Source organism: Streptomyces sp. NPDC022910, from assembly GCF_055561075.1.
This window is the reverse complement of record NZ_JBVHHL010000040.1, coordinates 38,654-62,464: the sequence shown is the minus strand read 5'-3', so window position 1 is coordinate 62,464 and position 23,811 is coordinate 38,654. Positions and strand designations below refer to the sequence as shown.

The following is a 23,811-nucleotide window of genomic DNA, read 5'->3' as shown; positions in this document are numbered from 1 at the left end:
CCCGGTCTGACCAGGGGTGTCTCACCGAAGCCGGGCTCGCCTCAGCCCGGCGTCACCAGCCTCGCCTCGTACGCGAACACCGCCGCCTGCGTCCGGTCCCGCAGCCCCAGCTTCACCAGGATCCGGCTCACATGCGTCTTGATGGTCGACTCGGCGACCACCAGGCGTTCGGCGATCTCCGCGTTCGACAGGCCCTGGGCGATGAGGACCAGCACCTCGGTCTCCCGCTCGGTCAGGTCCCCGTACGCCGCCTGCGCCGAAGGGACGAGGCGCGGCCCCTCGGACAGCTTGGAGAACTCCGTGATCAGCCGCTTCGTCACCGAGGGAGCCAGCAGCGCCTCACCGGCCGCCACCACCCGCACCCCGTCGGCCAGCTGTCGTGCGGAGGCGTCCTTGAGCAGGAAGCCGGAGGCTCCCGCCCGCAGCGCCTGGTACACGTACTCGTCGAGGTCGAACGTCGTGAGCACCAGCACCTTCGCCGAACCGTCCGCGGCGACGATCTCCCGCGTCGCCTCGATGCCGTTCAGCTCCGGCATGCGGATGTCCATCAGCACGACGTCCGGGGCCAGTTCGCGGACCCGCTCGACCGCCTCCCTCCCGTTGACCGCCTCCCCGACGACCTCGATGTCCGGCATCGCCCCGAGGAGCACCGAGAAGCCCTCCCGGACCATCATCTGGTCGTCGGCGATCAGTACGCGGATGGTGCCACTCGTCACGCGGATTCCTCCGCCGTGGTCACCGGCAGGAACACCGTCACCTCATACCCTCCGTCGTCCGTCGCCCCCGCCGTCATCTCCCCGTTCAGCATCGAGACACGCTCGCGCATGCCCGTGATGCCGTGCCCGGCGCCGTGCGTCGACTTCCTCAGAGTCACCTGCGGCGCCGGGCCGTTGACGATGCGCAGGCCGAGACCGCCGAGCACGTAGCCGATCTCCACACGGGCCGAGGCTCCCGGAGCGTGCCGCAGCGTGTTGCTCAGGGCCTCCTGGACGATCCGGTACGCCGACAGCTCGACGCCCTGCGGGAGTTCCCGCACCGCGCCGGTGACCACCTTGTCCACGGTCAGGCCCGCCTCGCGCACATTTGCCAGCAGCCCGTCCAGGTCGGCGAGGGTGGGCTGCGGGGCGTCCGGGGCCTCGTAGTCCTCCGCGCGTACGACGCCGAGTACGCGGCGGAGCTCGGTCAGGGCGGCCACCGCGTTCTCCCTGATCGTGGCGAACGCCTTCTCCAGCTCCGGCGGCGGGTTCTCCACACGGTAGGGCGCGGCCTCCGCCTGGATGGCGACCACCGACATGTGGTGGGCGACCACGTCGTGCAGCTCGCGGGCGATCGTGGTGCGCTCCTCCAGCAGGGTGCGGCGGGAGCGCTCGTGCGCGGTCACCGTCTGCTGGGCGGTCATCTCCTGCTCGGCGCTCCGGCGGATGTGCCAGATGGTGACGGCCAGCAGCGCCAAGGCGGACAGGACGAGCATGGGTGCCGAATTGTTGCTGAAGTGGTAGCCGAACACGGCCTCGACGACGAAGGCGTAGGCCGCGGTGATCACCCACATCCACGCCGCCGTGCGCGGCCGGGTGCGTATGGCCACCACCGTGAGCACCGTCAGGTGTGAGATGAAGCTGCCGGGCTGCCAGGGCCAGTCGCCGAAGACGCCGGCGACCACCGACGAGGCCGCGGTCGCCATCAGGGACACCCAGAAGGCCCCGACCGGGCGGACCAGTGTGAGCAGCACCGGGACCAGGGCCAGCAGGCCGGACACCGGGGCCGCCGGGCTGCCGCCGTCGCCCGCCCAGCCGACGGACATCGCCAGCAGTCCGGCCCCCACCACGAGGGCGTGCGGCCTCCAGGCCGTGTACTCCCGCGCGCGGCCGGACAGCCGCCTGCCCAGCGCGCCGTCGACGCTCCTGCGGGGCAGCGGGCGGTAGGCGAACGCGTCGTGGAACAGGTCCTGCCGCAGCCCGCGCAGGGCCTCCACGGCCGCCCGGTACTCCGGACTGCGGGGTGTGTACGGGCTGAACCCACCGTCCGGTGTCGTCTGCGTCTGGGTAGTCTCGGTCACGTTGAAAAGGTAGGCCCGGGAAGGGCGTTCGGTCGTCACCAGTGAGAAGGGTCCTTCGGGGTCCGTCTCAAGTACTACGGGCAGAGCCTTCACCAGGATGCGGCCCACATGGGTCTTCACGGACTGCTCGGCCACGACCATCGAGGCGACCGGCCGCATCACCGAGGACACCCCGCAACCCAAGGTGCTGTTGCTCACCACCTTCGACCTGGGCGGTACGTGTACGACGCGCTGCGCGCCGGTGCCTCCGGATTCCTGCTGAAGGACGCCTCGGCCGACCAGCTCGCGGAGGCCGTCAGGGTCGTGGCCGCGGGTGACGCGCTGCTCGCCTCCCATCAGGACGACGTCCGGGGCGAGTGCGGCGACCTCGGCGATCTCGGCTCGCCCAACCCGCCCTGATCTCCGTCCACTTGGTGACTACCACGCCAACTGCGCGATCTCCTCCGCCACCACGGCGCACGCGTCCGCCGCCGGGTCGATCAGGGGGAAGTGGCCGACGTCCTCGAGGAGCGTGAGGCCGACGACCTCGCCCGCCCTCGCCGCCGCCTCCGCGTACGCCTCGGCGACCGCCTGCGGGACCACGATGTCCGTGCGCCCCTGGACGAGGGTCGTGGCGATACCGGTGGGCAGCAGGAGAGCGGGGTCCGCGTACGGCCGGCGTTCCGCGAACGACGCCTCCCCGCCCAGGAACTGGGCCGCCGCCCCGCCGCACACCTCCAGCTTCTGGGCGACGTGGAAGTCCGCGATCGGGGCGAGCGCCACGACGCCGCGCAGCGGGGCCGGACGGTCGATGTGCCACGGGGAGTCGGGCGGGAGGACATGCCGGGCCGCCGCCCACAGCGCGAGGTGACCGCCGGCGGAGTGCCCGGTGATCACCGTGCGGCGTGGGTCGGCCTGCGGCATCGCCTCGCGGACGAGCGCCGCAAGCGCGTCGAACGCGGCCGCGACGTCGTCGAACGTGTCGGGCCAGCGGCCCGCCACCGGACCCGTACCGCCGCCGCCCGCGCTCGCGTCCGGGCCGGCCGAGCCGCCGGCCTGGGCGGGGATGAGCGCGCCCCGGCGGTACTCGACGTTGGCCACGGCGAAGCCCCGGCGGGCCAGGAAGTCAGCGAACGGCGTGATGTGCCTGCGATCGTAGGCCGACCGCCACGCGCCGCCGTGCAGGACGACGACGAGGGGGGCGAGGCCCGCCCCGGCCCCGTCGGCCGGCTCCACATCCCGCGGGGCGTAGAAGTCGATCACCTGGTCGGGGTGGGCGCCGTAGGCGGCCGTGGCGTCGGGCTCCACCGGCGGGTGGGAGAAGGCGGACGCCTCCTCCGCCGCGTCACGCGCCGCGGCGGCTCGAGCGGCCGCGTCGTCCGGTTCTGCGGCATCGCGGGGGGCGGCGTCGTCCGGCATGCTCCAACCTCTCAGCGGCGATACGGAATGCGTACGCGGTGACCGGAAGGCAACCGGCCCGTTGGCGGGGACGGTATCAGGCGGGTGACGTGCATCGGCACGGGGTTGTCACGCTCGGTGAGGGCAAGCGGTTCTGCTGTTCTCCGAGACCCGCTGCGGATGGGTCCAGCCTGTTCAGCGCCTACTCAGACCCTCGACGCCCGGGCGGCGGGAGGCGGCGGTGTCACCGCCGTGCTCGTCGCCGCCCGGGAACCCCCGGTTCGTCACCGGGCTGTCGGGGAACGGGCCGTCAGGCGAGGGTGTCCGCCAGGATCCGGGCCGCCCGCTCCACATCCGCGAAGCCGACGTACAGCGGCGTGAACCCGAAGCGCAGTACGTCCGGCGGACGGAAGTCGCCGACCACACCGCTCTCGATCAGCCGCTTCATCACGTCGCCCGCGTCGGGGCACCGCAGCGCAACCTGGCTGCCCCGCTCCTCGTGCGCGGCAGGCGTCAGGGACTCGACCGTCCCCTCGGGGACGTAGGCCGCGACGCACTCCAGGAAGAAGTCCGTGAGCGCCAGGGACTTGGCGCGCACCGCGTGGATCGAGACGCCGTCCCACACCTCCAGCGCCGCCTCCAGGGCGAGCATGGACAGGATGTCCGGGGTACCCACGCGACCGCGCGGCGCGCCGGTCGCCGGTTCGTACTCCGCCCGCATACCGAAGGGCTCCACGTGCGAGTTCCAGCCCGGCAGCGGGGAGTCGAAGCGGTCCTGCAGGTCCCGCCGCACATACAGGTACGCCGGGGAGCCAGGACCCCCGTTCAGGTACTTGTAGGTGCAGCCGACCGCCAGGTCGACCCCGTGCTCGTCCAGGCCCACCGGCAGCGCGCCGGCGCTGTGGCAGAGGTCCCAGACCGCCACGGCGCCCGCCGCGTGCACGGCGGCCGTCAGCCCGGGCAGGTCGTGCAGCCGGCCCGTGCGGTAGTCGACGTGATTCAGCAGCACCGCCGCCGCACGGCCGGTGAGCGCTCCGGGCACCTCGGCCGGGGTCACCGGGCGCAGCGTGCAGCCCGTCATCCGGGCCGCCGACTCGGCGATGTAGCCGTCCGTGGGGAACGTCGTCGCGTCGACCACGATCTCGTCCCGGCCGTCCCCGCCCTGCCTGGCCAGCCGCACGGCCGCCACCAGTGCCTTGAAGACGTTGACGCTGGTCGAGTCGCCCACCACGATCTGCCCGGGCGCCGCACCGACCAGCGGGGCGATCCGGTCGCCGATCCGCTCCGGCGCCGTCCACCAGCCGCTCTCGTCCCAGGACCGGATCCGCAACGATCCCCACTGCCTGCGGACGACGTCCTCCATACGGCCCGGCACGGCGGCCGGCAGCGCTCCCAGCGAGTTCCCGTCCAGGTAGACGGCCTCATCCAGCACGAACTTCGTGCGCAGCGCGGCGAGTTCGTCGGCCGCGTCCAGCTTCTGTGCTCTCGAGGTCGGTTCAGACATGGGACCGCGCCGTCCACAGCTCGGGGAACACGTTCTTCTGCGCCCGCTTCTCGAGCCAGGCCACCCCGGCGGAGCCGCCCGTGCCGGGCTTGGCGCCCATCGCGCGCCGGGTGGCGAGCAGATGGTCGTTGCGCCAGCGCCACACCAGTTCGGCCACATCGGTCAGCGTCTCGCCCAGCCGGGCGAGTTCGTCCGTCGGATCCCCGGAGTAGAGGCCGGTCCACACCGCCTCGACCTCGTCCGACGGCTCGTACCGGTGGGAGACGTCGCGCCGCAGCACCGCGTCCGGGACCGCGTGCCCGCGCCGCGCCAACAGCCGCAGCACCTCGTCGTACATGCTCGGCTCGTGCAGCGCCTTCTCCAGCTCGGCGTGGACGCGCGGCGCGCCCCGGTGAGGAACCAGCATGGACGCGGACTTCTCGCCGAGCAGGAACTCCATACGGCGGTACATCGCCGACTGGAAGCCGGAGCCCTCACCGAGGGCCGAGCGGTAGGAGTTGAACTGGGCGGGAGTCAGCTGGGCGAGGGGCCGCCAGGACGCGTTCAGCGCCTCCAGCTCCCGCACGGACCTCTTCAGCGCGTCGATCGCCACCGGCACCCGGTCCTCGCGCAGGGCCCGCGTCGCGGTCTCCCACTCGTGGACGATCACCGTGAACCACAGTTCCATCACCTGGGTCGTGACCAGGAAGACCATCTCGCCGGGGTCGTCGGAGAGGGTCTGCTGGAGGTGGGTGAGCACATCCGCCCTGACGTAGTCCTCGTACGGCGTCGTGCCCTGGAAGTCGAGATGCGGGGTCTCGGGCTCCTGAGTCTCATGCGACTGATGAGCCTGTTGGGACATCGCTGTCTCCTGTTGTGTACTCCGGGTAGCGGTCCGCCCCTGCCGAGGCCGGCACGGGGGCCCCGGTCCCCAACCGGAATCCTGCGCAGAGACACCCGGACATCGCAAGGCCCGCCTGGTCACAGGCGGGCCTTGACCACTCGCCGGGACTAGCCCAGCGTCTGGGCCGCCGCCGGGGAGGAGTCCTTCAGGAACTGCGTGCAGCGCTCGTACTCCTCCTGCTCGCCGATCCCCTGTGCGGCGCGGGCGAGGGCGTGCAGGGCGCGCAGGAAGCCGCGGTTTGGCTCGTGCTCCAAGGAGCATGGCCGAGGATGTACCCAGAGGGGATCACGGTATGACCGAGCAGGAGTGGCTGGACAACCTCGCGGCCCAGCTGCCGGAGCGGAACCTGGAATGGGTGTCGGACCTTGCCAGGATCTGCTCCACGGAGTGGGCGGGGGACAAGCCTCCGACGGGAGAGGCTTGCCAACCTGCCGGAGCAAGTGCCGCTCTCCAAGACGGCGACGATTCGAGGCGCGGCAGCGAGCCGACAGGGGGCCAGACTCCCGCCCGAACCGACGAGATCTGAACCCACGGCTCTTCGTCCCGAATGAGGTTCGGGCGTGATCGACACCGGCCGACTTCCTGTTTCCCCTGGCCGTGGCTCCCATGGAACCCTGCAACGCAGGAATCGAGTGGGGGGTGCGGGGACTGGCCCGGGGTTTCTCGGGTCGGCCCAGGCAGGAGCTACATGACCGATGGCCGCTGCCGTGCTACGCGGACTCCATCGAGGAAGGGCGAGTCTTCTCGGAAGAACGCCCGGTTGGCGACGGACCGTTACCGCGTGCCGGTGAGGCCGCACGTCACCTGGTAGAGCTGCTGCGAGGTCGGCGGGGAGAGCCAGGGCCTCACTGACGAGTTTCGGGGCGCCCCGCGAGTCGGCCGCTTTGCCGCGGCGCATCCGCACGGTGGCGATCATCGGCCGGGAGGCGGGGGTACAGATGGTGGCGAGCAGCGGGTACAGGGTGCGGATGCCCTTGAACCGGCCGTACTCGGCGCCCTGCTCGGTACGGCCGTAGACGCGCTTGTGGGTTGAGTCGACGTCGATGAACGCCTTCTCGCCGGCGCCGGGCAGCAGTGGGTGCGCGCGGCCAGTGCGCCGACGAACCTGCGGTGCACCGCGTGCAGTTGGAGTGCGTGACCGTGGGTGAAAGAGCGGAGGAACGTGCCCAGGTTGGAGGGGGCACGCACCTCCTGGAACACGGCCGGCATCGCACCGTGGCGCAGCTCGTCCAGGTCGTCGATGCTGTCTGCCCCTGCGACCGTGCCGCCTACAAGGCTGGTGCCCTTGGCGTATGCGCGATCAGATTCGGCTCGTCGAACACGGCAGAGACCGCCGAAGCGGCATGGGAAGATTGCATTTCGCGGATCTTCGCTCGATCTGTGGACCTGAAGAAGTCCCATCACCCCAGGTCAGAGAGCATCCGCGCGTGCATGTCCAGGCTCTGAACCGGCTGTTGATCGGTGGATTCAGGCTAAGCGGCTCCGCTGAGGCCTGGCGCCGGGGCTTCGCCCCCAACTCCGTTGACCAGGGTCGCAGTGTCTACGACGTCAGCGACCATCACCGCCGCTGATACACCACCACCCGCCGTCCGCGCACCTGCTCATACGCCACCACGGCGAAGTAGTCCTTCAGCACCGCCGTTTTCACCCGATCCCGCTCATTCGACACCGGCTTGGCCACCCCCGACGCATCCGTGACCAGCAGCACCTCCCGCTGTGCCAGCAAAGCGTCCGCTATCTGCCCCGGCTCGGCCTCCACTCCTTTGAGCGTCCCGGACCGATCGGGCGAGACCGCGAGCGCCACATCCCGCAGCCCCGCGAAGGCGTCCGGCGACACCAGCGCCGTATCGCGCCGCGCGGCCGGCACGAAGAGCACCGCGTCTCCCTCCCGCTTCAGCCGCTCCACCCGCTCCGATATCGCGAGCACGTCGTCCACCCGACTCCCCGGCGACCGCTTGGCCAGCGACTGCGGCAGCAGGGCCACCACCGCGACGGCGAGCACCGCGGGGACGACCAACATCGCGGCTCTGGGGCTACGTCGTGCGCTGGCGCTTTGCACCGCTCCCAGCCCCGCCCCGACCAGCAGCGCCAACCCCAGCATGCTGAACAACACATACCGGTCCAGAAAGGCCGGCTTGACTAGTGACAACCCGATCAGCCCGAGCTGCGGAATCACCAGCAGCGGCAACCCCACGGCCGCCACTGAGAGCTGCCCCGCACGCGGCCGCTCCAGCAGCGCCCCCACTCCACCGACCGCCAGCAGCACCGCCGGGCCGATCATCATGTGCCACGTCAGCGGAGGTATCCAGGACATCTGAGCGGACTGCCCCCTACTGAACAGGATCAACGGCGAGGCAGCCGCCGCAGCACCCCCCGCGCTTACCGCCCACGGCTTCCACACCCCACGCTCAGCCCTCGCCCAGTACAAAGTCCCCAGATGCGCGGGCAGGATCAGCAACGACAGCCAGTTCAACAGCGCGGACACCAGCACCGCACCGCCGTACGAGATCCACACCCACGGCTGCCTGCGTCCCTGCAGCGCCCACACCAGCAGCAGCGTCGCGACCCCGGCCCCCGCAGCGACCAACGCGTACGATCGCCCCTCCTGCAGATAGAACTGCACAGCCGGTATCAGCGCCAGCGCCATACCCCCTGCCAGCCCGGCCCAGGTGCCGGCGAGCCGCTGCCCAATGGCGGTCACACAGCCTGCCGCCACCGCCATGGCCACGACGGAGGGCATCCGCAGAGTCGTGGTACCGGCGCCGAAGCAGTCGAAAAGGCCATGCATCAGTACGTAATACAGGCCGTGCACCACGTCGACATGCTCCAGCATGCGCCAGATACCGCCGAGTGGCCGCTCGGCCACCTGCCAGGTAGCCGCCTCATCCCGCCAAACGCTGTTCTCCCGGGAAAGTCCCCACAAACCGAGGCCGAAAGTCCACAGCATCGGTATCGGCCAAAGCGGAAGGTCGCGGCGGAAAACGGTGGTGCGTGAAGTCATAAAGCTACGCAGACCCTCGAAGTAGTCAGGTGGACGGCCTGCCGATACAAAGGCGGTGATGACAGGCGCTATAGCGTGCGCTGCCCGGGAACTCCTGAGCAACAGCCGCTGATGGAGAGGAACATCATGCCTGAGGGCTGCGGCCCGGCAAACGTGAGATCGCACCCGCATTCCGGCACGAGCAGCCTCAGAGGCGCCCGGTTGGCTATAAAGCTGCTGGAAACACCCATGCTCACCGCCATGGGAAGCCGAGGCAGCCCAGACAGGCTCGACGTGCCCAAAACTCCGCCCATTAAGAGGAGTTCGCGCATCGCGTATGCGCACACCCCATCGCTCAACGAGACAGTGCCACAAGCCAGACGTGATGCAGGTCACCCCCGAGGGTGGAACGGGCCTGCGTGATGCGGGCCTTGGCTGGAAACCGCCTTGCTCGAAGATCATCCTGCCGCACTCTTTGACGCGTCCATTGCAAGATCTGCTGAATGTGAGGCAACTATGAAGAAGAGAAGCGTGAAAGCCGCCCTCGCGGCCGGCGCAATCATCATGCTCGGCGCCACCCCGGCGCTCGCCTCCGTCGACGTCGGCGGCGGTAAGTGGTCGTACGGCGTGGGTTGTTGCACCCTCTGGTCGAACTACTACCACACCACGGAAAGACACTCCTCCTCTGTACACGGTGGCCCCTGGGCCTACAGCGGCTGCACCGCCACCAGCAAGTGGTCGCTGGCCTCTGCCGAGGAAGGCTCGTACAACGACGCTTACTGGGACAAGGGCTGCTAAGACCGTCCGTTGCCGGATCATCTGAGGGTTCTTTGACCTCAGTGCTACGGCGGTAGCTGGAAGGCGAGTTTCCGGCCTTCCAGCTCGGCTGTCCCCAAAGGCGTCGCGGCTCCCCTCAACGACCGCCCAAAGCTAGGTAATTCATGTTGCACCGAGGTATCAAGTTCGTCCACGCCGCCCTATTGGCCTTCTCCGCGGTGCTGGCATTCCTGTTCGTGCGAGGGCTGGACGACTTTGTACACCGCGCTCGCCACCCACGAAGGCGTCGTCTTCCCCGACCGCTTCGACGCCCTGGCCGCCATCGGCTCCGGCAGGCTGCACACCTACGTCACTTCCGTGCGCCCCATCAGCCAAGCCTTCTCAATCCAGCTCCGGGACGCGGTCAACGAACTCCGCCTCCAACTGTTCAACCTGACCGTGGTCGTAGCCGTGCTCCTGATTACCGGCGTCGGCGCCTGCATCGTCTACTCTCGAAAGAATGCCCAGGCGATCTTCGTCCAGCACATCAGCGGCTGGCGCTTCACCGCCACCCACCGCTTCATGCTCATCATCGAAGGCGCCTTCGCCGTCCTCCTGGCCATCTGGGTCCCCATGGGGGCCTGGCGCAAGAACCAGGAACTCGCGGAGCTCGCCGCCGCGGGCATCCCGCTTCCGTTCCCGCCCGTCCAGCTCAAAGCGCTAGACATCACAGTCATCGGCGGGGTTGTCGCCATGGAGTTCTGCGCTGTGCTCCTCGCTCTGGCGGCGTTCCACCGGCGCATCGTCAAAGAAGGCGCGACCGAAGCGTGAACCCAAGACACCGAGCAGGAGCACGATCATGATCGAAATCGAAAACGTGTCGAAGTCTTCGGATCCCGCACCCTGTGGTCCGGCCTCACCCTCCACATCACCCGCGGTGAGATGCTCGCCCTCACCGGCCCCAGCGGCTCGGGCAAGTCCACCCTACTGAACTGCCTCGGCCTGCTCGACAAACCAAGGTCCGGCGCCATCCGCTACCAGGGCAAGGACATCACCAAGCTCGGCCGGAACGAGACCCGCCGCTTCCGCCGCAACGAACTCGGCTATCTCTTTCAGAGCTACGCCCTGATCGACAACGCCACCGTCTCCGAGAACCTGGAGATCGCTCTCAAGCCCCGTCGCGCCCAGGGCAACACCACCATCGCCGAGGTCCTCGACCGGGTCGGCCTCTCGGGCCGGGAGAAAGAGAAGATCCACTACCTCAGCGGCGGCGAGCAGCAGCGCGTAGCCCTGGCCCGCCTCATGCTCCAGCAACCGTCCATCGTCCTCGCGGACGAACCGACCGGCGCCCTCGACCACGACAACACCACTATGGTCGTCGACATCCTCCGCGAGATGAGCAAGAACGGCTGTACGGTCGTCATCGCCACCCACGACGAATCCGTGCGCGACCGCTGCGACGCGGTGTTCGTGGTGGGCGGGGCGTCTGGTCTTACGTCGGTAGAGCCCAGTCCCGCATTGTCTGCGTGAGCGCACTGGGCGTCGATGAGGTCCTCCCGGCTCATCTTCGAGCGGCCGGGGACGTTCTGCTCAGTGGCCCGCTGGTACAGCCCCGACTTGCTCAGCTGCCGCAGTTCGCTCTTGCCCGCCCGAAGCTCGCCGTCCTGGCCGCACTCGAGCAGCGGACCGCCCTGCGTTACACGATGCCGGGCATGACCTCCACCGAGACGACCAGCTACGTCGCCCACCACCTGAAGATCAGGGGCCGTCCGGACCAGCTGTTCACCGAGGACGCTCTCTCGCTGATCCACACGACCTCGCGCGGCTATCCCAGAGCGGTCAACAACCTCTCCCTGCAAGCCCTGGTCGCCGCGTTCGACGCGGGAGGTCGGGCTCTTTGACTGAGGATGAGTGGCTGCGCCGAGTAGAGGCTCAGCTCCCTGACCGGGACGAGGAGTGGGTCGACGACCTGCTCCGGATCTTCGGCATAGACCGGGCGTGAACGAACGAAGCCGGGTCCCCAGTCGCAACGGGGGCCCGGCTTCCGTCTGTCACCTGAGCACTGGCTCGATGTCCGCCGGGTCGAAGATCGGTCCGTTCGAAGCGGGCTTGACGATGACCGCGCGGAAGACCTTGAGGACGGCGGCGCGCTGCTGCTCGATGGTCAGCTTCTCCCACCGTTCCCGTATGTCGATGGGGCCGACGGCGAAGGTCGCGGCCTCCGCGCGATGCAGGGCCCGCTCCCGGTGCAGCTCCGCGATCTGCTTCTCCAGGTCCTCGGTGAGCGCGATGTAACGGGCGGCCGACATCCGCTTCTCCTGCCACGCTTGCTTGAACTCGGCCATGTCCCGCTCCAGGGAGGCCAGTTGCTCTTCCTTGGTCCATTCAGGCGCGCGCTCACGGACGTTCGTGAGCGCCTTGTCCGAGCTGAGGAACACGGCGTTCCTGATGAGGCGGTCGACCGGTTCGCCCGCCCTGGCCACTCCCCCACATCCCCCGTCGTTCTTACCGGGGCACGCGTACTTGAACTGCGATGACGTCTTCGACTTCCGGTACGAGGGGAACGCCCGCATCTTCGCACCACACCGCCCGCACCGGGCGATGCCGGAGAGCAGGTACTTGGTGGCGTTGTCTCGTGCGGCCCGTCCGTCCGACTCCCGCCGCACCTTCTCCGTGAGCAGGTACCAGTCGTCGGGGGTGACGATCGGCTCCCAGTCGCCGACGACGGGCTCACCGCGCTCGTCCAGGAACAGCTCACCCTGGTGCATCCGGTAGCCGCAGATCCGCGGGTTCATCAGCATCCGCTTGATCTTGGAGTCGTCGAAGAGACCGCCGCTGTGCGACCTCACCCCCTTGTCTCGCCACTCCCGCGCGATCGACGCCCAACGGACGCCGCCCAGGAAGTCCTTCACCGCCTTGCGGAGGTACTCGGCCTCTTCCGGCACCAGCGTCCTGCGGTCTTCGCGGTTCCATCCGTACGGTGCCCGGCCGCCGGGGAGCTTGCCCTGCGCGGCCAGTTCCAGGTGCTTGCGCTTCGTACGCCGTGAGGTGTCCGCCGAGGACTTGTTGGCGATGGTGACCTTGATCCGCGCGATGAACCGGCCGTTCTCCGTGGACAGGTCGATGTCCGAGGCCGACACGGAGGCGAAGACGAGGTGACGCTTCCGGCGCTCGGCATCCTCGTACTCGTCGATCCACGCCTCCAGTTCACGCGGCTGCCGCGTGAAGCGGTCGATGTCCCAGACGACGACCCCGTCGATCCTCCCGGCCTTCAGGTCTTCCAGCATCTGCCGGAACTCGGGGCGTACCGTCTTGCGCTTGTACGCGGAGAGGTCGTTGTCCTCGTAGACCTTGGCGACCTCCCACCCCCGGGCAGCGCAGTGCAGTCGGCAGTCCTCCTCCTGCCGCGCGACGCCCAGCCCCTCGGCCTCGTCGTCCTTGCTCATCCGGGTGTAGATGCCCACCTGTATGGCCCCAGAGGACCCCCGTCGTGCCGCCATGCGCCGGATCGTCGCATATCGCGATCAGGTACATCAAGCGCCATTCTCATATCCGCCCGGCCCACGGCCGATATTCCGTGGAGGCGTCCCGGACGCCCCTCCTCAAATGGCAGACTGCTTCCATGACGACGCACAAGAATCTGCTCGGCGGCCCGGACCCGACCTACCTGCCGGAGAACGAAGACGCGTACCGCCTGCTGGGCGAAGAGTCCCAGCCCCCGGCCGAGGTCGCGGCGAAGCATCCGACGTTCTCGCTCGCCTGGGCGATGCTCGCGGACGACGCCTTCGAGGCAGGGCGAGTGGTCGAGTCGTACGCGTACGCGCGCACCGGCTATCACCGCGGTCTGGACGCGCTGCGCCGGGCCGGGTGGAAGGGACATGGCCCCATCCCTTGGGACCACCGGGCCAATCGCGGGTTCCTGCGCTGCCTCGCCGCCCTCGCTCGCGCCGCGGGCGAGATCAACGAGAAGGACGAGGCGGAGCGTTGCTGGCAGTTCCTCAAGGACAGCAGCGCCGAGGCATACACGGAGCTGAAGCGGTAGTCACCGCAGCTGAAACGTCTGTGCCGCCGTCACTCAGACAGCGGTGGCGGCACGGAATGCAGAAACTGCACGATTACATGTAGCGCCATTCTCCTGGGGATGGGACCGTGCCCCTTCCAGCCGCTGCGCCGCAGGGCGTCCAGGCCCCGGTGGTAGCCCGTACGCGCGTAGGCGTACGACTCGACGACCGCGCCCCGCTCGAACGCGTCGTCGGCCAGCTGGGCCCAGGCGAGCGAGGAGGCGGGGTGCTTGGCGGCGACGTCGGCGGGCGCCGTGCCGCTCGCGAGGAGCTCACGCGGCTCCGGGTCGTCGGGGAGGTGGGTCGGGGGCGGGCCCCCGAGAAGGTTCTCGTGAAGGGTCATGATCCAGTGTGAGGCATTGCCCTTGATCGCCGACGGTTGCGCACGTCGGGCGGGGAGAGCACCGCGGTCACGAAGCCGGACCGGCGTCGGGCCTGGTGCCCCGTTCCGGCTCCAGCGGCGGCGCCGTCACGCAGCTGTGCGTCCGGCACTCGGGACGGCGGCAGTCCGGCACCGGACGGCGCACGGTCGCGAGGGCGACCACCGACCCGGCCACCAGGACGATCGCGCACAGCGGCATCGCCCGGCGGAAGGCGGCGTCGAACGCGTCCGCCGAGCGGTACGCATCCGGGCCCATCCCGGTGAGCAGCGGCAGCGCGGCCACCGCGACCAGTCCGGCCGCGCGGGCCGCCGCGTTGTTGATGCCGCTGGCCAGGCCCGCCCGGCCGGTGTCCACCGAGGCCAGCACGGTTGCGGTCAGCGGTGCGACCAGGGTGACCATGCCCGCGCCCATGACCAGCAGAGCGGGCAGGACATCGGCGACGTACGAGGCGTCCTTTCCGACGCGCAGCATCAGCAGCATGCCGGCCGCGCAGAGCAGCGGGCCGACGGTGAGCGGGATGCGCGGTCCGATGCGCTCGGCGAGGGCACCCGAGCGGGACGAGAAGAGGAGCATCAGAACAGTCGTCGGCAGCAGGGCCGTACCGGCCCGCAGCGGCGAGTAGCCCGCCACCACCTGGAGCTGGAGCGCGGTGAGGAAGAAGAAGCCGCCGAAGGCCGCGTAGACGCAGAGGGTCACCAGGTTGACCGCTGTGAACTGACGGGACGCGAAGATGTCGAGCGGCATCATCGGGTCGGAGCGGTGCTTTTCGACGTACACGAACGCCACGCCCGCGGCCAGGCCCGCGACCGCCGTGAGGGCGACGGCCAGCGAGCCGCCGCGCGCCTCGATCAGGGCGTAGGTCACGAGGGCGAGGGCCAGGGCGCCGAGGGCGGCACCGAGGACGTCGAAGTGTCCGTGCGAGCGGCCTCCCCCGCTCTCGGCTTTGCTCAAGCGGGGGGAACCCTCTGAGCGGGAAGGGCCACCAGCCGATTCCGGTACGTGCCGCACGGCAATGGGCGCGCAGAGCAGGGCCAGCGGGACGTTGAGGAGGAAGACCCAGCGCCAGCCGGGGCCGTCCACCAGCCAGCCGCCGAGGAAGGGGCCGACGGCGGCGCCGATGCCGCCGAAACCGGACCACAGACCGACCGCCCGTGCGCGGTCGTCCGGGTGGAAGGACGCCTGTATGAGCGCGAGCGAGCCGGGGGTCAGGAGGGCGCCGCCGATGCCCTGCAGGGCACGCGCGGCGATGAGGACACCCGCGCTCGGGGCGAGGCCGCAGAGCAGGGAGGCGCTCGCGAACCAGACGACGCCGATGACGAAGATCTTGCGGCGGCCGAAGTGGTCGCCGAGGGCGCCGCCGAGGAGGATCAGACCGGCCAGCGTGACCATGTAGGCGTTGACGGTCCACTGGAGGGCGGCGAGGCTCGCGTCGAGGTCGTCGCCGATGCGGGGCAGGGCGACATTGACGACGGTGGAGTCCAGCAGGGCCATGCTCGAACCGAGCACGGTCGTCAGGAGGATCCACTTGCCCTGCGCGGAGCCGATCCTGACGGCGGGGGCCCGCTGTGCGGTGACAGCCATGTTCGGATCATCCCGCGTCGGCTGTCTTTGAGCCAGGTCTCCGACGAGCCCGGCGCCGCAAGGCCGGGCTCGTCGTGAACCGCGGTTACTTGATCTTCGTGCCGGTCGAGCGCAGGTGGCCGCAGGCCTCGATGACGCGCTTGGACATCGACGTCTCCGCCAGCTTGCCCCAGGTGCGCGGGTCGTAGGTCTTCTTGGAGCCGACCTCGCCGTCGACCTTCAGGACGCCGTCGTAGTTCTTGAACATGTGGTCGGCGACCGGACGCGTGAAGGCGTACTGCGTGTCCGTGTCGATGTTCATCTTGACCACGCCGTTCTCCAGCGCGGTCAAGATCTCCTGCTCGCTGGAGCCGGAGCCGCCGTGGAAGACGAAGTCGAACGGGGAGGGCTTGCCGAACTTGGCGGCGACGCCCTCGCTCAGCTCCTTCAGCAGTTCGGGGCGGAGAACGACGTTGCCCGGCTTGTACACACCGTGCACGTTGCCGAACGAGGCGGCCAGCAGGTAGCGGCCCTTCTCGCCCAGGCCCAGCGCCTCCGCGGTGCGGATCGCGTCGTCGACCGTGGTGTAGAGCGAGTCGTTGATCTCGTGGGTGACACCGTCCTCCTCACCGCCGGTGGGGGTGATCTCCACCTCGAGGATGATCTTGGCGGCGCGGGTGCGCTCCAGCAGCTCCTGAGCGATCTTCAGGTTGTCGGAGAGGGTCTCCGCCGAGCCGTCCCACATGTGGGACTGGAAGAGCGGGTTCTCGCCGCGGGCCACGCGCTCCTCGGAGATGGCGAGCAGCGGACGCACGTACCCGTCGAGCTTGTCCTTCGGGCAGTGGTCCGTGTGCAGGGCCACGTTGACCGGGTACTTCTCGGCGACGATGTGCGCGAACTCGGCCAGGGCCACGGCACCGGTCACCATGTCCTTGCTGTACTGGCCGCCCAGGAACTCGGCGCCGCCCGTCGAGATCTGGACGATGCCGTCGCTCTCGGCCTCCGCGAAGCCGCGCAGGGCAGCGTGCAGGGTCTGGGACGAGGTCACGTTGATGGCCGGGTAGGCGAACTTGCCTGCCTTCGCCCGGTCGAGCATCTCGTTGTAGACCTCGGGGGTTGCGATGGGCATCTGTCCGCTCCTTGTATGTGCGGGTGCGTTCTGCGTACTTACGGCCCTGACCTAGGGTGCGACGTCATCGTCGGCCCCATCTTTCCAGACTTGACCGGATGCTTCGGACACCCTGTCCAGCCTGTGGATAACCGCGCGTCGTCACTCCAGACCCAGGTCGTCCTTCGAGTAGGCATACAGGTAGGGCACCCCTGCCTTGTCGGCGACGGCCTCGGCCGCCCCCGTGGCACGGTCCACGATCGTGGCCACCGCGACGACCTCGGCGCCGGCCTCCCGCAGCGCCTCCACGGCGGTCAGCACCGAGCCGCCGGTGGTGGAGGTGTCCTCGACGGCCAGCACCCGGCGGCCCTTGACGTCGGCACCCTCGATGCGGCGCTGCAGGCCGTGGGCCTTACCGGCTTTGCGGACGACGAACGCGTCGAGCACCTTCCCGCGGGCCGCGGAGGCATGCAGCATCGAGGTCGCCACCGGGTCGGCACCCAGGGTCAGGCCGCCGACCGCCTCGTAGTCGAGGTCGGCGGTCAGGTCGAGCATGACCTGACCGACCAGGGGGGCGGCCACACCGTCAAGGGTGATGCGGCGAAGGTCGATGTAGTAGTCGGCTTCCTTGCCCGACGACAAAGTCACCTTGCCGTGCACCACGGCCTTGTCCTTGATCTGCTGCAGCAGCGCGCCGCGTACGTCACTCATACGAGTCAGCTTAAGCGCGCGCCCGGACCCTGGAACTCCCCACGCCTACAGACGGCGCCAGGTCCACGTCGTGGTGGCCTCCAGCGGCTCGATGGGGGTGACCAGGCGCGGAAGGGTGTTGAGGCCGTTGGGCGGACCGGTCTGCGGCTCCACGCACACCGCCTCCCGCTGCTCGTCGTACACCACCACCCACTCCTCGCGGCTGGTGACCCTCAGCTCCAGCCGGCTGGGCCAGGTGAGGGTGACGTCGACGCCACCGGGCATCCCGAAACAGTCGTCCCAGGGGCCCGGCTTCGGGTCGATGCGGTTGCCGGTGGGCAGGTGGTCGTCGCCGCGCTCCTCCTGCCAGGCGGGGCTGAAGTCGATGCGCACGTCCTCTCCGCCGAGGGTGCGGTTGAACCAGGGGTGCCAGCCGATCTGCGCCGGGAACGAGGAGTCGTACGTCTCCACGGACATGGTCAGCGTCAGAGAGTCCTCGGTGAGCGTGACGAGCTGGGTGACGCGGCCCGCGTAGGGCCAGGGGGCGACCAGGTCGTAGGTGAGGGCGGCCTCGACGCGGTCGGCGCGGGCCACCCGCCAGGCGCCGTCCCGCACGGTGCCGTGAATGGCGTGCGGCGGGGAGTTGAGGGGCATCCGGTGGACCGTGCCACCGTCGCGGAACATGCCGTCCCGGATCCGACCGCACCAGGGGACCATGGGGAAGCACCCGAAGCGCTCACCCTGCCGCAGCAGCTCCGTGCCGCCGAGGCGCAGGCTCCGGACGCGCCCGCCGTTCCCCGGTGCCAGCACGACTTCCGCGTCTCCCGCGGCCAACGTGATCTCGTCGTTACTCACGAGGCCGACCCTACTTGGCCGATCAAGGGGGCGTACGACAGCGCCTGGTGTGCCGTGCCCCGCGGGTCAGCGGCGGCGGCGCAGCAGCCGGCCCGCCACGATCGCCGACGCGACGATCAGGGCCGCCGCCGGGGCCGCCCAGCGCAGGGTCGCGGTGGCCGTCATGGTCTCCGGGGCGGGGACGGGTGCGTAGCGGCCACGCGGAGGCGCGTGGTCGACCTCTTCGGCGCTCCGGCCGATCATCGTGCGCCGGGCATGTGCCGCCTCGGCGGGAGGTTCTCCCTCGCCGTCGAAGTCGTCCGGGCCGAGGCCGCCCTCGGACTCGTCCTCGTCGGCGAAGGGGTCGAGGGACGACGGGGGGACCTCGGTGTCGTACGCCGACGGGGCGGCCTGAGGTTCGACCGGCGCTTCGGGGGGTTCCTCCGGCGCCTCGGCGGACCTCCGGCCCGGCGCGGCCCTCGGCTCCTCGGCGGGTGTCTGCTCCGTCGCGCTTTCCTTGGCGGCTGCCCTCCCTGACGTGTCGTCAGCCGCGTTTGACGCCGCCTCGGCCCCCGTCGCCGTCTCCTGCGTCCCCAGGCTCTCCACGAAGCGGCCCAACAACCGTGCCCCCGCCGCTGCCACCGCGTCCCCGGGCAGTTCCGCGATCCGGCCGTCGCCCGTGGCCGTGCCCGTGAACGCGACCGTCGTGCCGCCCTCGGCCGGGCGAAGGCGTACCGACAGGGACAGCTTCACCGTGCCGGTGCCGCGGACCTCCGTCCCCTCGCCCTCCACGGCGTACGAGCCGTCCTCCTGGCCCGCGACCCGCAGTGCGCCGCGATAGGTGATCGTGTGACCGGCGACGCGTACCTTCAGCCGGCCGGCGACGGACTCCATGTCCGGGTCCTGCTGGAGCCCGGGGACCGCGCGGGCCACCCGGGCGGGATCGGCCAGCGCCTTTCCGAGCCGCTCGGCAGGAACCGGAACGAACACCTCATGCTCCATACCAGCCGAGCCTACCCAGCGGCGCCCGAACCGCACCCCTGCATCACGGGATTCGCCACGGCAGGGGAGCCGGGCCGCTCAGTCGCAATACCTCGGGTGCACCAGCGTCGACGGCGGCAGGCCCGGCACCCAGGTGCGCGCCGCCGCCCGCGCGTCCGCCCGCAGCGACGCCGGGGTCAGCGTGCGCAGGCGCGGCTCGTGGGGGTCCAGGGTCAGGGCGGGGCGGGTGCGGGCGGCGAGCACGAAGCCCCAGTCGTCCGGTGTGCCGGCCGCGCCCGCCGGGCGGTCCGGCCCCGCCGTGGGGCCGGAGGCGCGGCCCCCGACGCGGTACGGGGCCGTACGCAGGTCCGCGGCCCTCACCGTCGCCTCGACCGTCCAGAAGACACGCGGGCGGGAGGTCACCGGGCCCGCGTGCACCACCAGCCGGCCACCGGTCGTGAGCACCCGGCGGGCCAAGCCGTAGAACTCCTGCGAGTACAGCTTCGTACTCGCCGTGATGCCGGGATCGGGAAGGTCGGCGATCACCACGTCGTAGGTCCGCCGGGTGTGCCTGAGCCAGCGGAACGCGTCGGCCGTGCGCACATGGACGCGCGGATCGGCGAAGGCGTGGTCGTTCAGTGCGGACAGGGCCGGGTCGCTGCGGGCGAGGCGGACCAGCGCCGGATCCGGCTCGATCACGTCGACCCGCTCCACCCCCGGGTGGCGCAGCACCTCGCGCGCCGCCAGGCCGTCGCCGCCGCCCAGGACGAGCACGCGCGCGTGCGGTCCGTCGCTCATCGCGGGGTGCACGAGCGCCTCGTGGTAGAGACGCTCGTCCCGGCCGCTCACCCGCAGCCGCCCGTCGAGGAACAGGGCGAGGGGACGTCCGTGGGTTCCGCCGCTCAGCACCACCTCCTGGACGCCGGTCCGCAGCGCGACCCGCACGTGCCCCCCGTAGACCGCCTGGCGTGCCGCCCGTTCGAAGTCGTCGACGAGGACGGCCGCCGCGGCGAGCACGCCCAGCACGACGAGGTTGGCGACGAGGAGCAGCCAGCGGCCGCGCCGGGAAAGGTCCCGCCGGAACAGACCGAGGACGAGGGCACCGCCCGCGACGGCGTTGATCGCGCCGGTGAGCAGGGCGCCCGTCAGCTGGCCGAGCTGCGGGAGGAGGAGGAAGGGGAAGGCGAGCCCGCCGACCAGCGCGCCCACGTAGTCCGCCGCGAACAGGTCGGCGACCGCGCCGCCCGCGTCCTGGCGGCGGATGCGCTGGATCAGCTCCATCAGCAGCGGCACCTCGGCGCCGATGAGCAGGCCGATCGCCAGGGAGAAGGCGACCAGCAGACAGCGCGGGCCGCCGGACCAGACACCGCCCCAGTCGCCGGTCCAGGCGAAGACCGCGTACAGGGCCATCGCGCTGCAGCCGCCGACGAGGGCGAGCGCGGCCTCCACCGCGCCGAAGCCGGCCGCGGCGCGGCAGCGGAGCCGCTTCGCGGCCAGCGAGCCGACGCCCATCGCGAAGACCATCACCGAGAGCACGACCGAGGCCTGGGTGACCGAGTCGCCGATCAAGTACGAGGCGAGGGCGACGAGTTCGAGTTCGTACACGAGACCGCAGGCCGCGCAGACGAACACCCCGGAGAGCACGAGGAAGCGTCCGGTGCCGGGGCGTACGGGCAGCCGCGCCTGGCTCCGGCGGCCGTCGCCCCAGGGGGGTGGCGCGCCGGGTGGTGCGGGCGCGTGCGGTTCGATCACGCTCGGAACGCTACGTCACACTCGCGCTGCTCCCTGTCACCCACACGTGTGGAACTGCCGGGGTGTCCGGCACCCCGGGGCCCGGGCGACCGCCCCGGCGGGCTGCCGTCCCCGCACCCGGTGACCGGCCCGTGGCCTCGCCTCAGACGCCGGACGGGCTCAGTTGCGCCGGGGCGGGACCGGGCCGTGCCGCCGGCACTTTCACCCCGACCCGCGTCCTGGTCGCCACCAGCTGGCCGTCCTGCGGATACGCGTGCCAGGTGCGCCAGTGCACCTGGCCCTCGTGGCGCTGGGCCAGCATGGCCGTGAACGCGTGCGGGCTGCCGGGGAAGACGCCGGCCAGGCCGTTGGGATGGTCGGAGACCAGGGCCAGCAGCTCCTGGGCGCGGCCCGCGAAGGAGCCGGGGGACAGGACCTCGACCCGTGCCGCGAACTCGTACTCCCAGTCGCCGACCCGCTTGGCGACAGCCAGCGGCAGGGGTGTGCTGGAGCCCGCGATGCACGCCACCGTCTCCGAGCACGTGCCCCGCTCCTCCTCCAGGAGTACCTGGTGGGACGCGCCGAGGAGTCTCAACTGGAGCTGGGCACCCTCGAGTTCCAGGTCGAGTGTGGCGAGAGCGGGCAGCGGCTCGCGGCCCAGGGTCCAGGCGAGGTCGGCCGCGCGCGTGTCGGTGTAGGAGGTGTTCAGGGTCGTGAGCATGGATCGGCTCCGCTAGCACGCAAAAAAGGGGAGGGGTTCCGGCGCTCTCCGGTCGGCACCGGAGGTTCGGCCGGCTCAGCCAGTCGGCACGCCGTCCGGGTCGGCCCGGACGGGCGAGACGCCTGCAGGACGGGCGTCCAAGGGCTGCGTCGGTGGTTGAAAGGGAATCATGAACTGTGGCACCGCCACAGCGTTTTTACCCAAGTTCGTAGGGTTTCCATCCCACCGGGGGCTCCACAGTGCAACTGTTCAACTACCGCGTACGCCGGGCGTATTGATGCGCAGGTCGGAGGCGCTTACGCGAGAAAGCCGTGAGCGCGCGTTCAGCACCGAGCGCCTATAGCGTGCGCCCTCGCGCCCCCCTGGCCGAGTGGCCTGCCGAGTGCCCGCCGGAATACCTGCGGCGGGCACTCGGCGCACCCGGACGCGTCCCCCGCGAAGCTCGGCTGCCCCGTGTCAGCTGCCTCCGCCGCATCCGCCCCCGCCGCACGACGACCCACAGGACGAGTGGCCCCCGCCGCACGAGTGGTGGCCGCCCGAGTGGTGCTCGCCGGACGACAAGTCGCCGGCGGCTCCCGCGGCCCACCAGCTGCTTGCGCTGTCGCTGCTGCCGCCGCGGCTGCGCGACGTCCCCCGCGCCCCCGTCCTGAGGCGCTCGCGCCGCATCGCGCGAACCTTGTCGTGCCTGCGGCCGACAACGATGAGACGCACGACGAAACCGATGCAGATGATCGCCAGACTGATACCGAGGATCATGGCGACGTCCCCCTTTCGAATCCCCCGAACCGGCCCCCCGTGGGCTGCTTCGTGTTCCTGGGTGCACGGGGGATGCCCCCGCGTCCCACTCCCCAAAGCAGAGTTGAGGAACTTCTGAGGGTCAACGCAAAGAAAAGGCCCCTGACCTGCACAGAAGGCAGATCAGAGGCCGTCAGGGTCTCACTGGGCCGCCTGTGGGCCGTGATCTTCCTGGGAGGCACGCTCAAACACGCTGTCGATGGCACGCCGGGCACGCTCGCGGCTGGGCGTCAGGGGGGCGTACACCCGCAGTGTCAGCGCCGGATCGGCATGCCCCATGTACTCGCTGACGGCCTTGATGTACTCGCCCGCGTCCAGCAACGCGGAGGCGTAGAAGTGCCGGAGGGCGTGCATGCCGTGCTCGCGCGCGGATTCGTACTTGCCGTCATCGTCCGCTTCCGGGATGAGGCCCGCGACCGCGAGAGCGGGCTTCCACTCCTTGCCGTTGAAGTTGCTCCGCCACACCATGCCCCCTTGCTCAGCCGGGAAAATCAACCGGGCGACACCTTCGGCTCCTCCGGCACGTCCCACGGCAACGTGATCTCTACGGGCTTGCAGGCGTCCATGTGCGCCCGGAGGGCTTGCGCCACAGAGTCAGGCAACGGCACGTCCCGCTTCTTGCCGCCCTTGGGGAGAGCGAAGACCCGGTGCCCTTCCACGTGCTTGATCTGCCGGACGACATGGAGCGTGCGCCCGTCGGCGTCGATGGCCAGTCCGAACACCTCGCCCTGACGCAGACCGCATCCGGCGCCGACATCGACCATCGCTTGGTACCGCTCCAGAAGGGCCGCTCGAACGGCGAACACCTGGGCGGGCGCCCACGGGACCACGGGACGCGCGTCAGGCCTGGGTCGCCGGACGCTTCGTGCGCCGCACGGGTTGCGCGACAGCAGCGAGTCATCAACGGCGGCAGACAGGACCGACTGAACGTCCGCGAAGATGTTCCGGGCGTAGGAAGGGCCCACTCCGGGCTTCGCTTCCAGGACAGCGAGGAACTCCCTGATGTGCTCAGGCCGGAAGGTCCCGACCGGCCGGGAGCCGAGCACCGGGCAGGTATGCAGCCTCAGGCGCCGACCGAGTTCCTTCCTGGCCGTCGCGCTGGGTGTCTTGCTGTCCAACCACTTCTCGGCGTACTGCCGGAACGTGATCTGCATGGACTTGGGGTCGGTGTACTGACCGCGCGTCATGTCCGTCTCGATGGCACTGAGCCACTTCTCCGCGAGGCGCTTCTTGTCGTCGGGGAAGCTCTTGGACTTCTCGGTGCCGTCCGGGCCGACGTAGCGGGCCCGGTAGCGGAGGCCGACGCCGCACCGTTCGTTCTTGACCTTGCGGGTTTTGCCGTCCGGCCCGGTCTCGGTCCTGTACCAGCGGTCTTGGACGTGTCCGGCCAT

General features: G+C 70.2%; 19 protein-coding genes and 4 pseudogenes. 6 read left to right on the top strand and 17 right to left on the bottom strand.

Annotation, left to right across the window (positions count from 1 at the left end):
- Positions 1-41: 41 nt before the first annotated feature.
- Together ACZ3TS_RS29970 and ACZ3TS_RS29965 are read right to left on the bottom strand one after the other, a co-directional pair.
- Entirely contained in the window at positions 42-716 is a 675-nt protein-coding gene (locus ACZ3TS_RS29970) for a response regulator (RefSeq protein WP_467624040.1), read from the bottom strand.
- Positions 713-2,056 (bottom strand): sensor histidine kinase, encoded by a 1,344-nt coding sequence (locus ACZ3TS_RS29965; protein ID WP_467624037.1) that lies wholly within the window; start codon positions 2,054-2,056, stop codon positions 713-715. Before ACZ3TS_RS29965 ends, ACZ3TS_RS29970 begins: the two co-directional genes overlap by 4 nt.
- Before the next feature lie 139 nt (positions 2,057-2,195).
- Here ACZ3TS_RS29965 and ACZ3TS_RS29960 point away from each other — a divergent pair.
- Positions 2,196-2,386, top strand: a pseudogene (locus ACZ3TS_RS29960) (response regulator); the annotation flags it as partial.
- A gap of 87 nt (positions 2,387-2,473) precedes the next feature.
- On the opposite strand, the gene ACZ3TS_RS29955 reads toward ACZ3TS_RS29960, so the two are convergent.
- The 5 genes and pseudogenes from ACZ3TS_RS29955 to ACZ3TS_RS29935 form a co-directional block, all read right to left on the bottom strand.
- Positions 2,474-3,454, bottom strand: a complete 981-nt coding sequence (locus tag ACZ3TS_RS29955; RefSeq protein ID WP_467624035.1) for an alpha/beta hydrolase — start codon at positions 3,452-3,454, stop codon at positions 2,474-2,476.
- A gap of 289 nt (positions 3,455-3,743) precedes the next feature.
- Entirely contained in the window at positions 3,744-4,937 is a 1,194-nt protein-coding gene (gene kynU, locus ACZ3TS_RS29950; RefSeq protein WP_467624034.1) for a kynureninase, read from the bottom strand.
- Entirely contained in the window at positions 4,930-5,778 is an 849-nt protein-coding gene (locus ACZ3TS_RS29945; protein ID WP_467624031.1) for a tryptophan 2,3-dioxygenase family protein, read from the bottom strand. The genes kynU and ACZ3TS_RS29945 overlap by 8 nt, the downstream gene beginning before the upstream one ends.
- A 149-nt stretch (positions 5,779-5,927) precedes the next feature.
- Positions 5,928-6,077 (bottom strand): annotated as a pseudogene (locus ACZ3TS_RS29940) (DUF3151 family protein); the annotation flags it as partial.
- 1,301 nt (positions 6,078-7,378) lie between these two features.
- On the bottom strand, positions 7,379-8,821 hold the full coding sequence (locus ACZ3TS_RS29935; protein ID WP_467624030.1) for a glycosyltransferase family 39 protein: 1,443 nt from the start codon (positions 8,819-8,821) through the stop codon (positions 7,379-7,381).
- A gap of 495 nt (positions 8,822-9,316) precedes the next feature.
- Between ACZ3TS_RS29935 and ACZ3TS_RS29930 the strand changes: the two genes are divergently transcribed.
- From ACZ3TS_RS29930 to ACZ3TS_RS29915, 4 genes are all read left to right on the top strand, one after another.
- The gene (locus tag ACZ3TS_RS29930) at positions 9,317-9,598 is read left to right on the top strand and encodes a lactococcin 972 family bacteriocin (RefSeq protein ID WP_467624028.1); all 282 of its coding nucleotides are present in this window, start codon (positions 9,317-9,319) and stop codon (positions 9,596-9,598) included.
- Between the two features lie 234 nt (positions 9,599-9,832).
- Positions 9,833-10,387, top strand: a complete 555-nt coding sequence (locus tag ACZ3TS_RS29925; RefSeq protein ID WP_467624027.1) for a hypothetical protein — start codon at positions 9,833-9,835, stop codon at positions 10,385-10,387.
- Between the two features lie 111 nt (positions 10,388-10,498).
- Positions 10,499-11,086, top strand: coding sequence for an ABC transporter ATP-binding protein (locus tag ACZ3TS_RS29920; RefSeq protein ID WP_467624025.1), 588 nt, complete (start codon positions 10,499-10,501; stop codon positions 11,084-11,086).
- The gene (locus ACZ3TS_RS29915; RefSeq protein ID WP_467624023.1) at positions 11,083-11,457 is read left to right on the top strand and encodes a hypothetical protein; all 375 of its coding nucleotides are present in this window, start codon (positions 11,083-11,085) and stop codon (positions 11,455-11,457) included. The genes ACZ3TS_RS29920 and ACZ3TS_RS29915 overlap by 4 nt, the downstream gene beginning before the upstream one ends.
- 150 nt (positions 11,458-11,607) lie before the next feature.
- Here the strand turns inward: ACZ3TS_RS29915 and ACZ3TS_RS29910 are convergent, their stop codons facing one another.
- Positions 11,608-13,056, bottom strand: coding sequence for a recombinase family protein (locus tag ACZ3TS_RS29910; protein WP_467624021.1), 1,449 nt, complete (start codon positions 13,054-13,056; stop codon positions 11,608-11,610).
- A 122-nt stretch (positions 13,057-13,178) separates the two neighbouring features.
- Here ACZ3TS_RS29910 and ACZ3TS_RS29905 point away from each other — a divergent pair, with 122 nt between their 5' ends.
- Positions 13,179-13,598: a DUF3151 domain-containing protein gene (locus tag ACZ3TS_RS29905; RefSeq protein ID WP_467624020.1), complete on the top strand. Its 420-nt coding sequence runs from the start codon at positions 13,179-13,181 to the stop codon at positions 13,596-13,598.
- A 95-nt stretch (positions 13,599-13,693) separates the two neighbouring features.
- Here the strand turns inward: ACZ3TS_RS29905 and ACZ3TS_RS29900 are convergent.
- The 9 genes and pseudogenes from ACZ3TS_RS29900 to ACZ3TS_RS29860 all read right to left on the bottom strand — a co-directional run.
- Positions 13,694-13,960, bottom strand: a pseudogene (locus ACZ3TS_RS29900) (DUF3151 domain-containing protein); the annotation flags it as partial.
- A gap of 67 nt (positions 13,961-14,027) precedes the next feature.
- The gene (locus ACZ3TS_RS29895) at positions 14,028-15,581 is read right to left on the bottom strand and encodes an MFS transporter (RefSeq protein WP_467624019.1); all 1,554 of its coding nucleotides are present in this window, start codon (positions 15,579-15,581) and stop codon (positions 14,028-14,030) included.
- Between the two features lie 85 nt (positions 15,582-15,666).
- Positions 15,667-16,689, bottom strand: a complete 1,023-nt coding sequence (gene fbaA, locus ACZ3TS_RS29890) for a class II fructose-bisphosphate aldolase (RefSeq protein ID WP_467624017.1) — start codon at positions 16,687-16,689, stop codon at positions 15,667-15,669.
- 141 nt (positions 16,690-16,830) lie between these two features.
- The gene (gene pyrE, locus ACZ3TS_RS29885) at positions 16,831-17,379 is read right to left on the bottom strand and encodes an orotate phosphoribosyltransferase (protein WP_467624014.1); all 549 of its coding nucleotides are present in this window, start codon (positions 17,377-17,379) and stop codon (positions 16,831-16,833) included.
- A 45-nt stretch (positions 17,380-17,424) separates the two neighbouring features.
- Positions 17,425-18,213 (bottom strand): aldose epimerase family protein, encoded by a 789-nt coding sequence (locus ACZ3TS_RS29880; RefSeq protein WP_467624013.1) that lies wholly within the window; start codon positions 18,211-18,213, stop codon positions 17,425-17,427.
- A 66-nt stretch (positions 18,214-18,279) separates the two neighbouring features.
- Entirely contained in the window at positions 18,280-19,194 is a 915-nt protein-coding gene (locus ACZ3TS_RS29875) for an SRPBCC family protein (RefSeq protein WP_467624011.1), read from the bottom strand.
- A 78-nt stretch (positions 19,195-19,272) separates the two neighbouring features.
- On the bottom strand, positions 19,273-20,925 hold the full coding sequence (locus ACZ3TS_RS29870; RefSeq protein ID WP_467624008.1) for a polyamine aminopropyltransferase: 1,653 nt from the start codon (positions 20,923-20,925) through the stop codon (positions 19,273-19,275).
- Positions 20,926-21,067: 142 nt separating this feature from the next.
- Entirely contained in the window at positions 21,068-21,625 is a 558-nt protein-coding gene (locus ACZ3TS_RS29865; RefSeq protein WP_467624007.1) for a DUF2617 family protein, read from the bottom strand.
- 936 nt (positions 21,626-22,561) lie between these two features.
- Positions 22,562-23,811, bottom strand: a pseudogene (locus tag ACZ3TS_RS29860) (tyrosine-type recombinase/integrase).

Bases quoted from the DNA above. Each gene is read 5' to 3' on its own strand.
- ACZ3TS_RS29955 (WP_467624035.1), bottom strand. From the start codon at position 3,454: ATGCCGGACGACGCCGCCCCCCGCGATGCCGCAGAACCGGACGACGCG.
- kynU (WP_467624034.1), bottom strand. From the start codon at position 4,937: ATGTCTGAACCGACCTCGAGAGCACAGAAGCTGGACGCGGCCGACGAA.
- ACZ3TS_RS29945 (WP_467624031.1), bottom strand. From the start codon at position 5,778: ATGTCCCAACAGGCTCATCAGTCGCATGAGACTCAGGAGCCCGAGACC.
- ACZ3TS_RS29935 (WP_467624030.1), bottom strand. From the start codon at position 8,821: ATGACTTCACGCACCACCGTTTTCCGCCGCGACCTTCCGCTTTGGCCG.
- ACZ3TS_RS29930 (WP_467624028.1), top strand. From the start codon at position 9,317: ATGAAGAAGAGAAGCGTGAAAGCCGCCCTCGCGGCCGGCGCAATCATC.
- ACZ3TS_RS29920 (WP_467624025.1), top strand. From the start codon at position 10,499: ATGCTCGCCCTCACCGGCCCCAGCGGCTCGGGCAAGTCCACCCTACTG.
- ACZ3TS_RS29910 (WP_467624021.1), bottom strand. From the start codon at position 13,056: ATGGCGGCACGACGGGGGTCCTCTGGGGCCATACAGGTGGGCATCTAC.
- ACZ3TS_RS29905 (WP_467624020.1), top strand. From the start codon at position 13,179: ATGACGACGCACAAGAATCTGCTCGGCGGCCCGGACCCGACCTACCTG.
- ACZ3TS_RS29895 (WP_467624019.1), bottom strand. From the start codon at position 15,581: ATGGCTGTCACCGCACAGCGGGCCCCCGCCGTCAGGATCGGCTCCGCG.
- fbaA (WP_467624017.1), bottom strand. From the start codon at position 16,689: ATGCCCATCGCAACCCCCGAGGTCTACAACGAGATGCTCGACCGGGCG.
- pyrE (WP_467624014.1), bottom strand. From the start codon at position 17,379: ATGAGTGACGTACGCGGCGCGCTGCTGCAGCAGATCAAGGACAAGGCC.
- ACZ3TS_RS29875 (WP_467624011.1), bottom strand. From the start codon at position 19,194: ATGGAGCATGAGGTGTTCGTTCCGGTTCCTGCCGAGCGGCTCGGAAAG.
- ACZ3TS_RS29865 (WP_467624007.1), bottom strand. From the start codon at position 21,625: ATGCTCACGACCCTGAACACCTCCTACACCGACACGCGCGCGGCCGAC.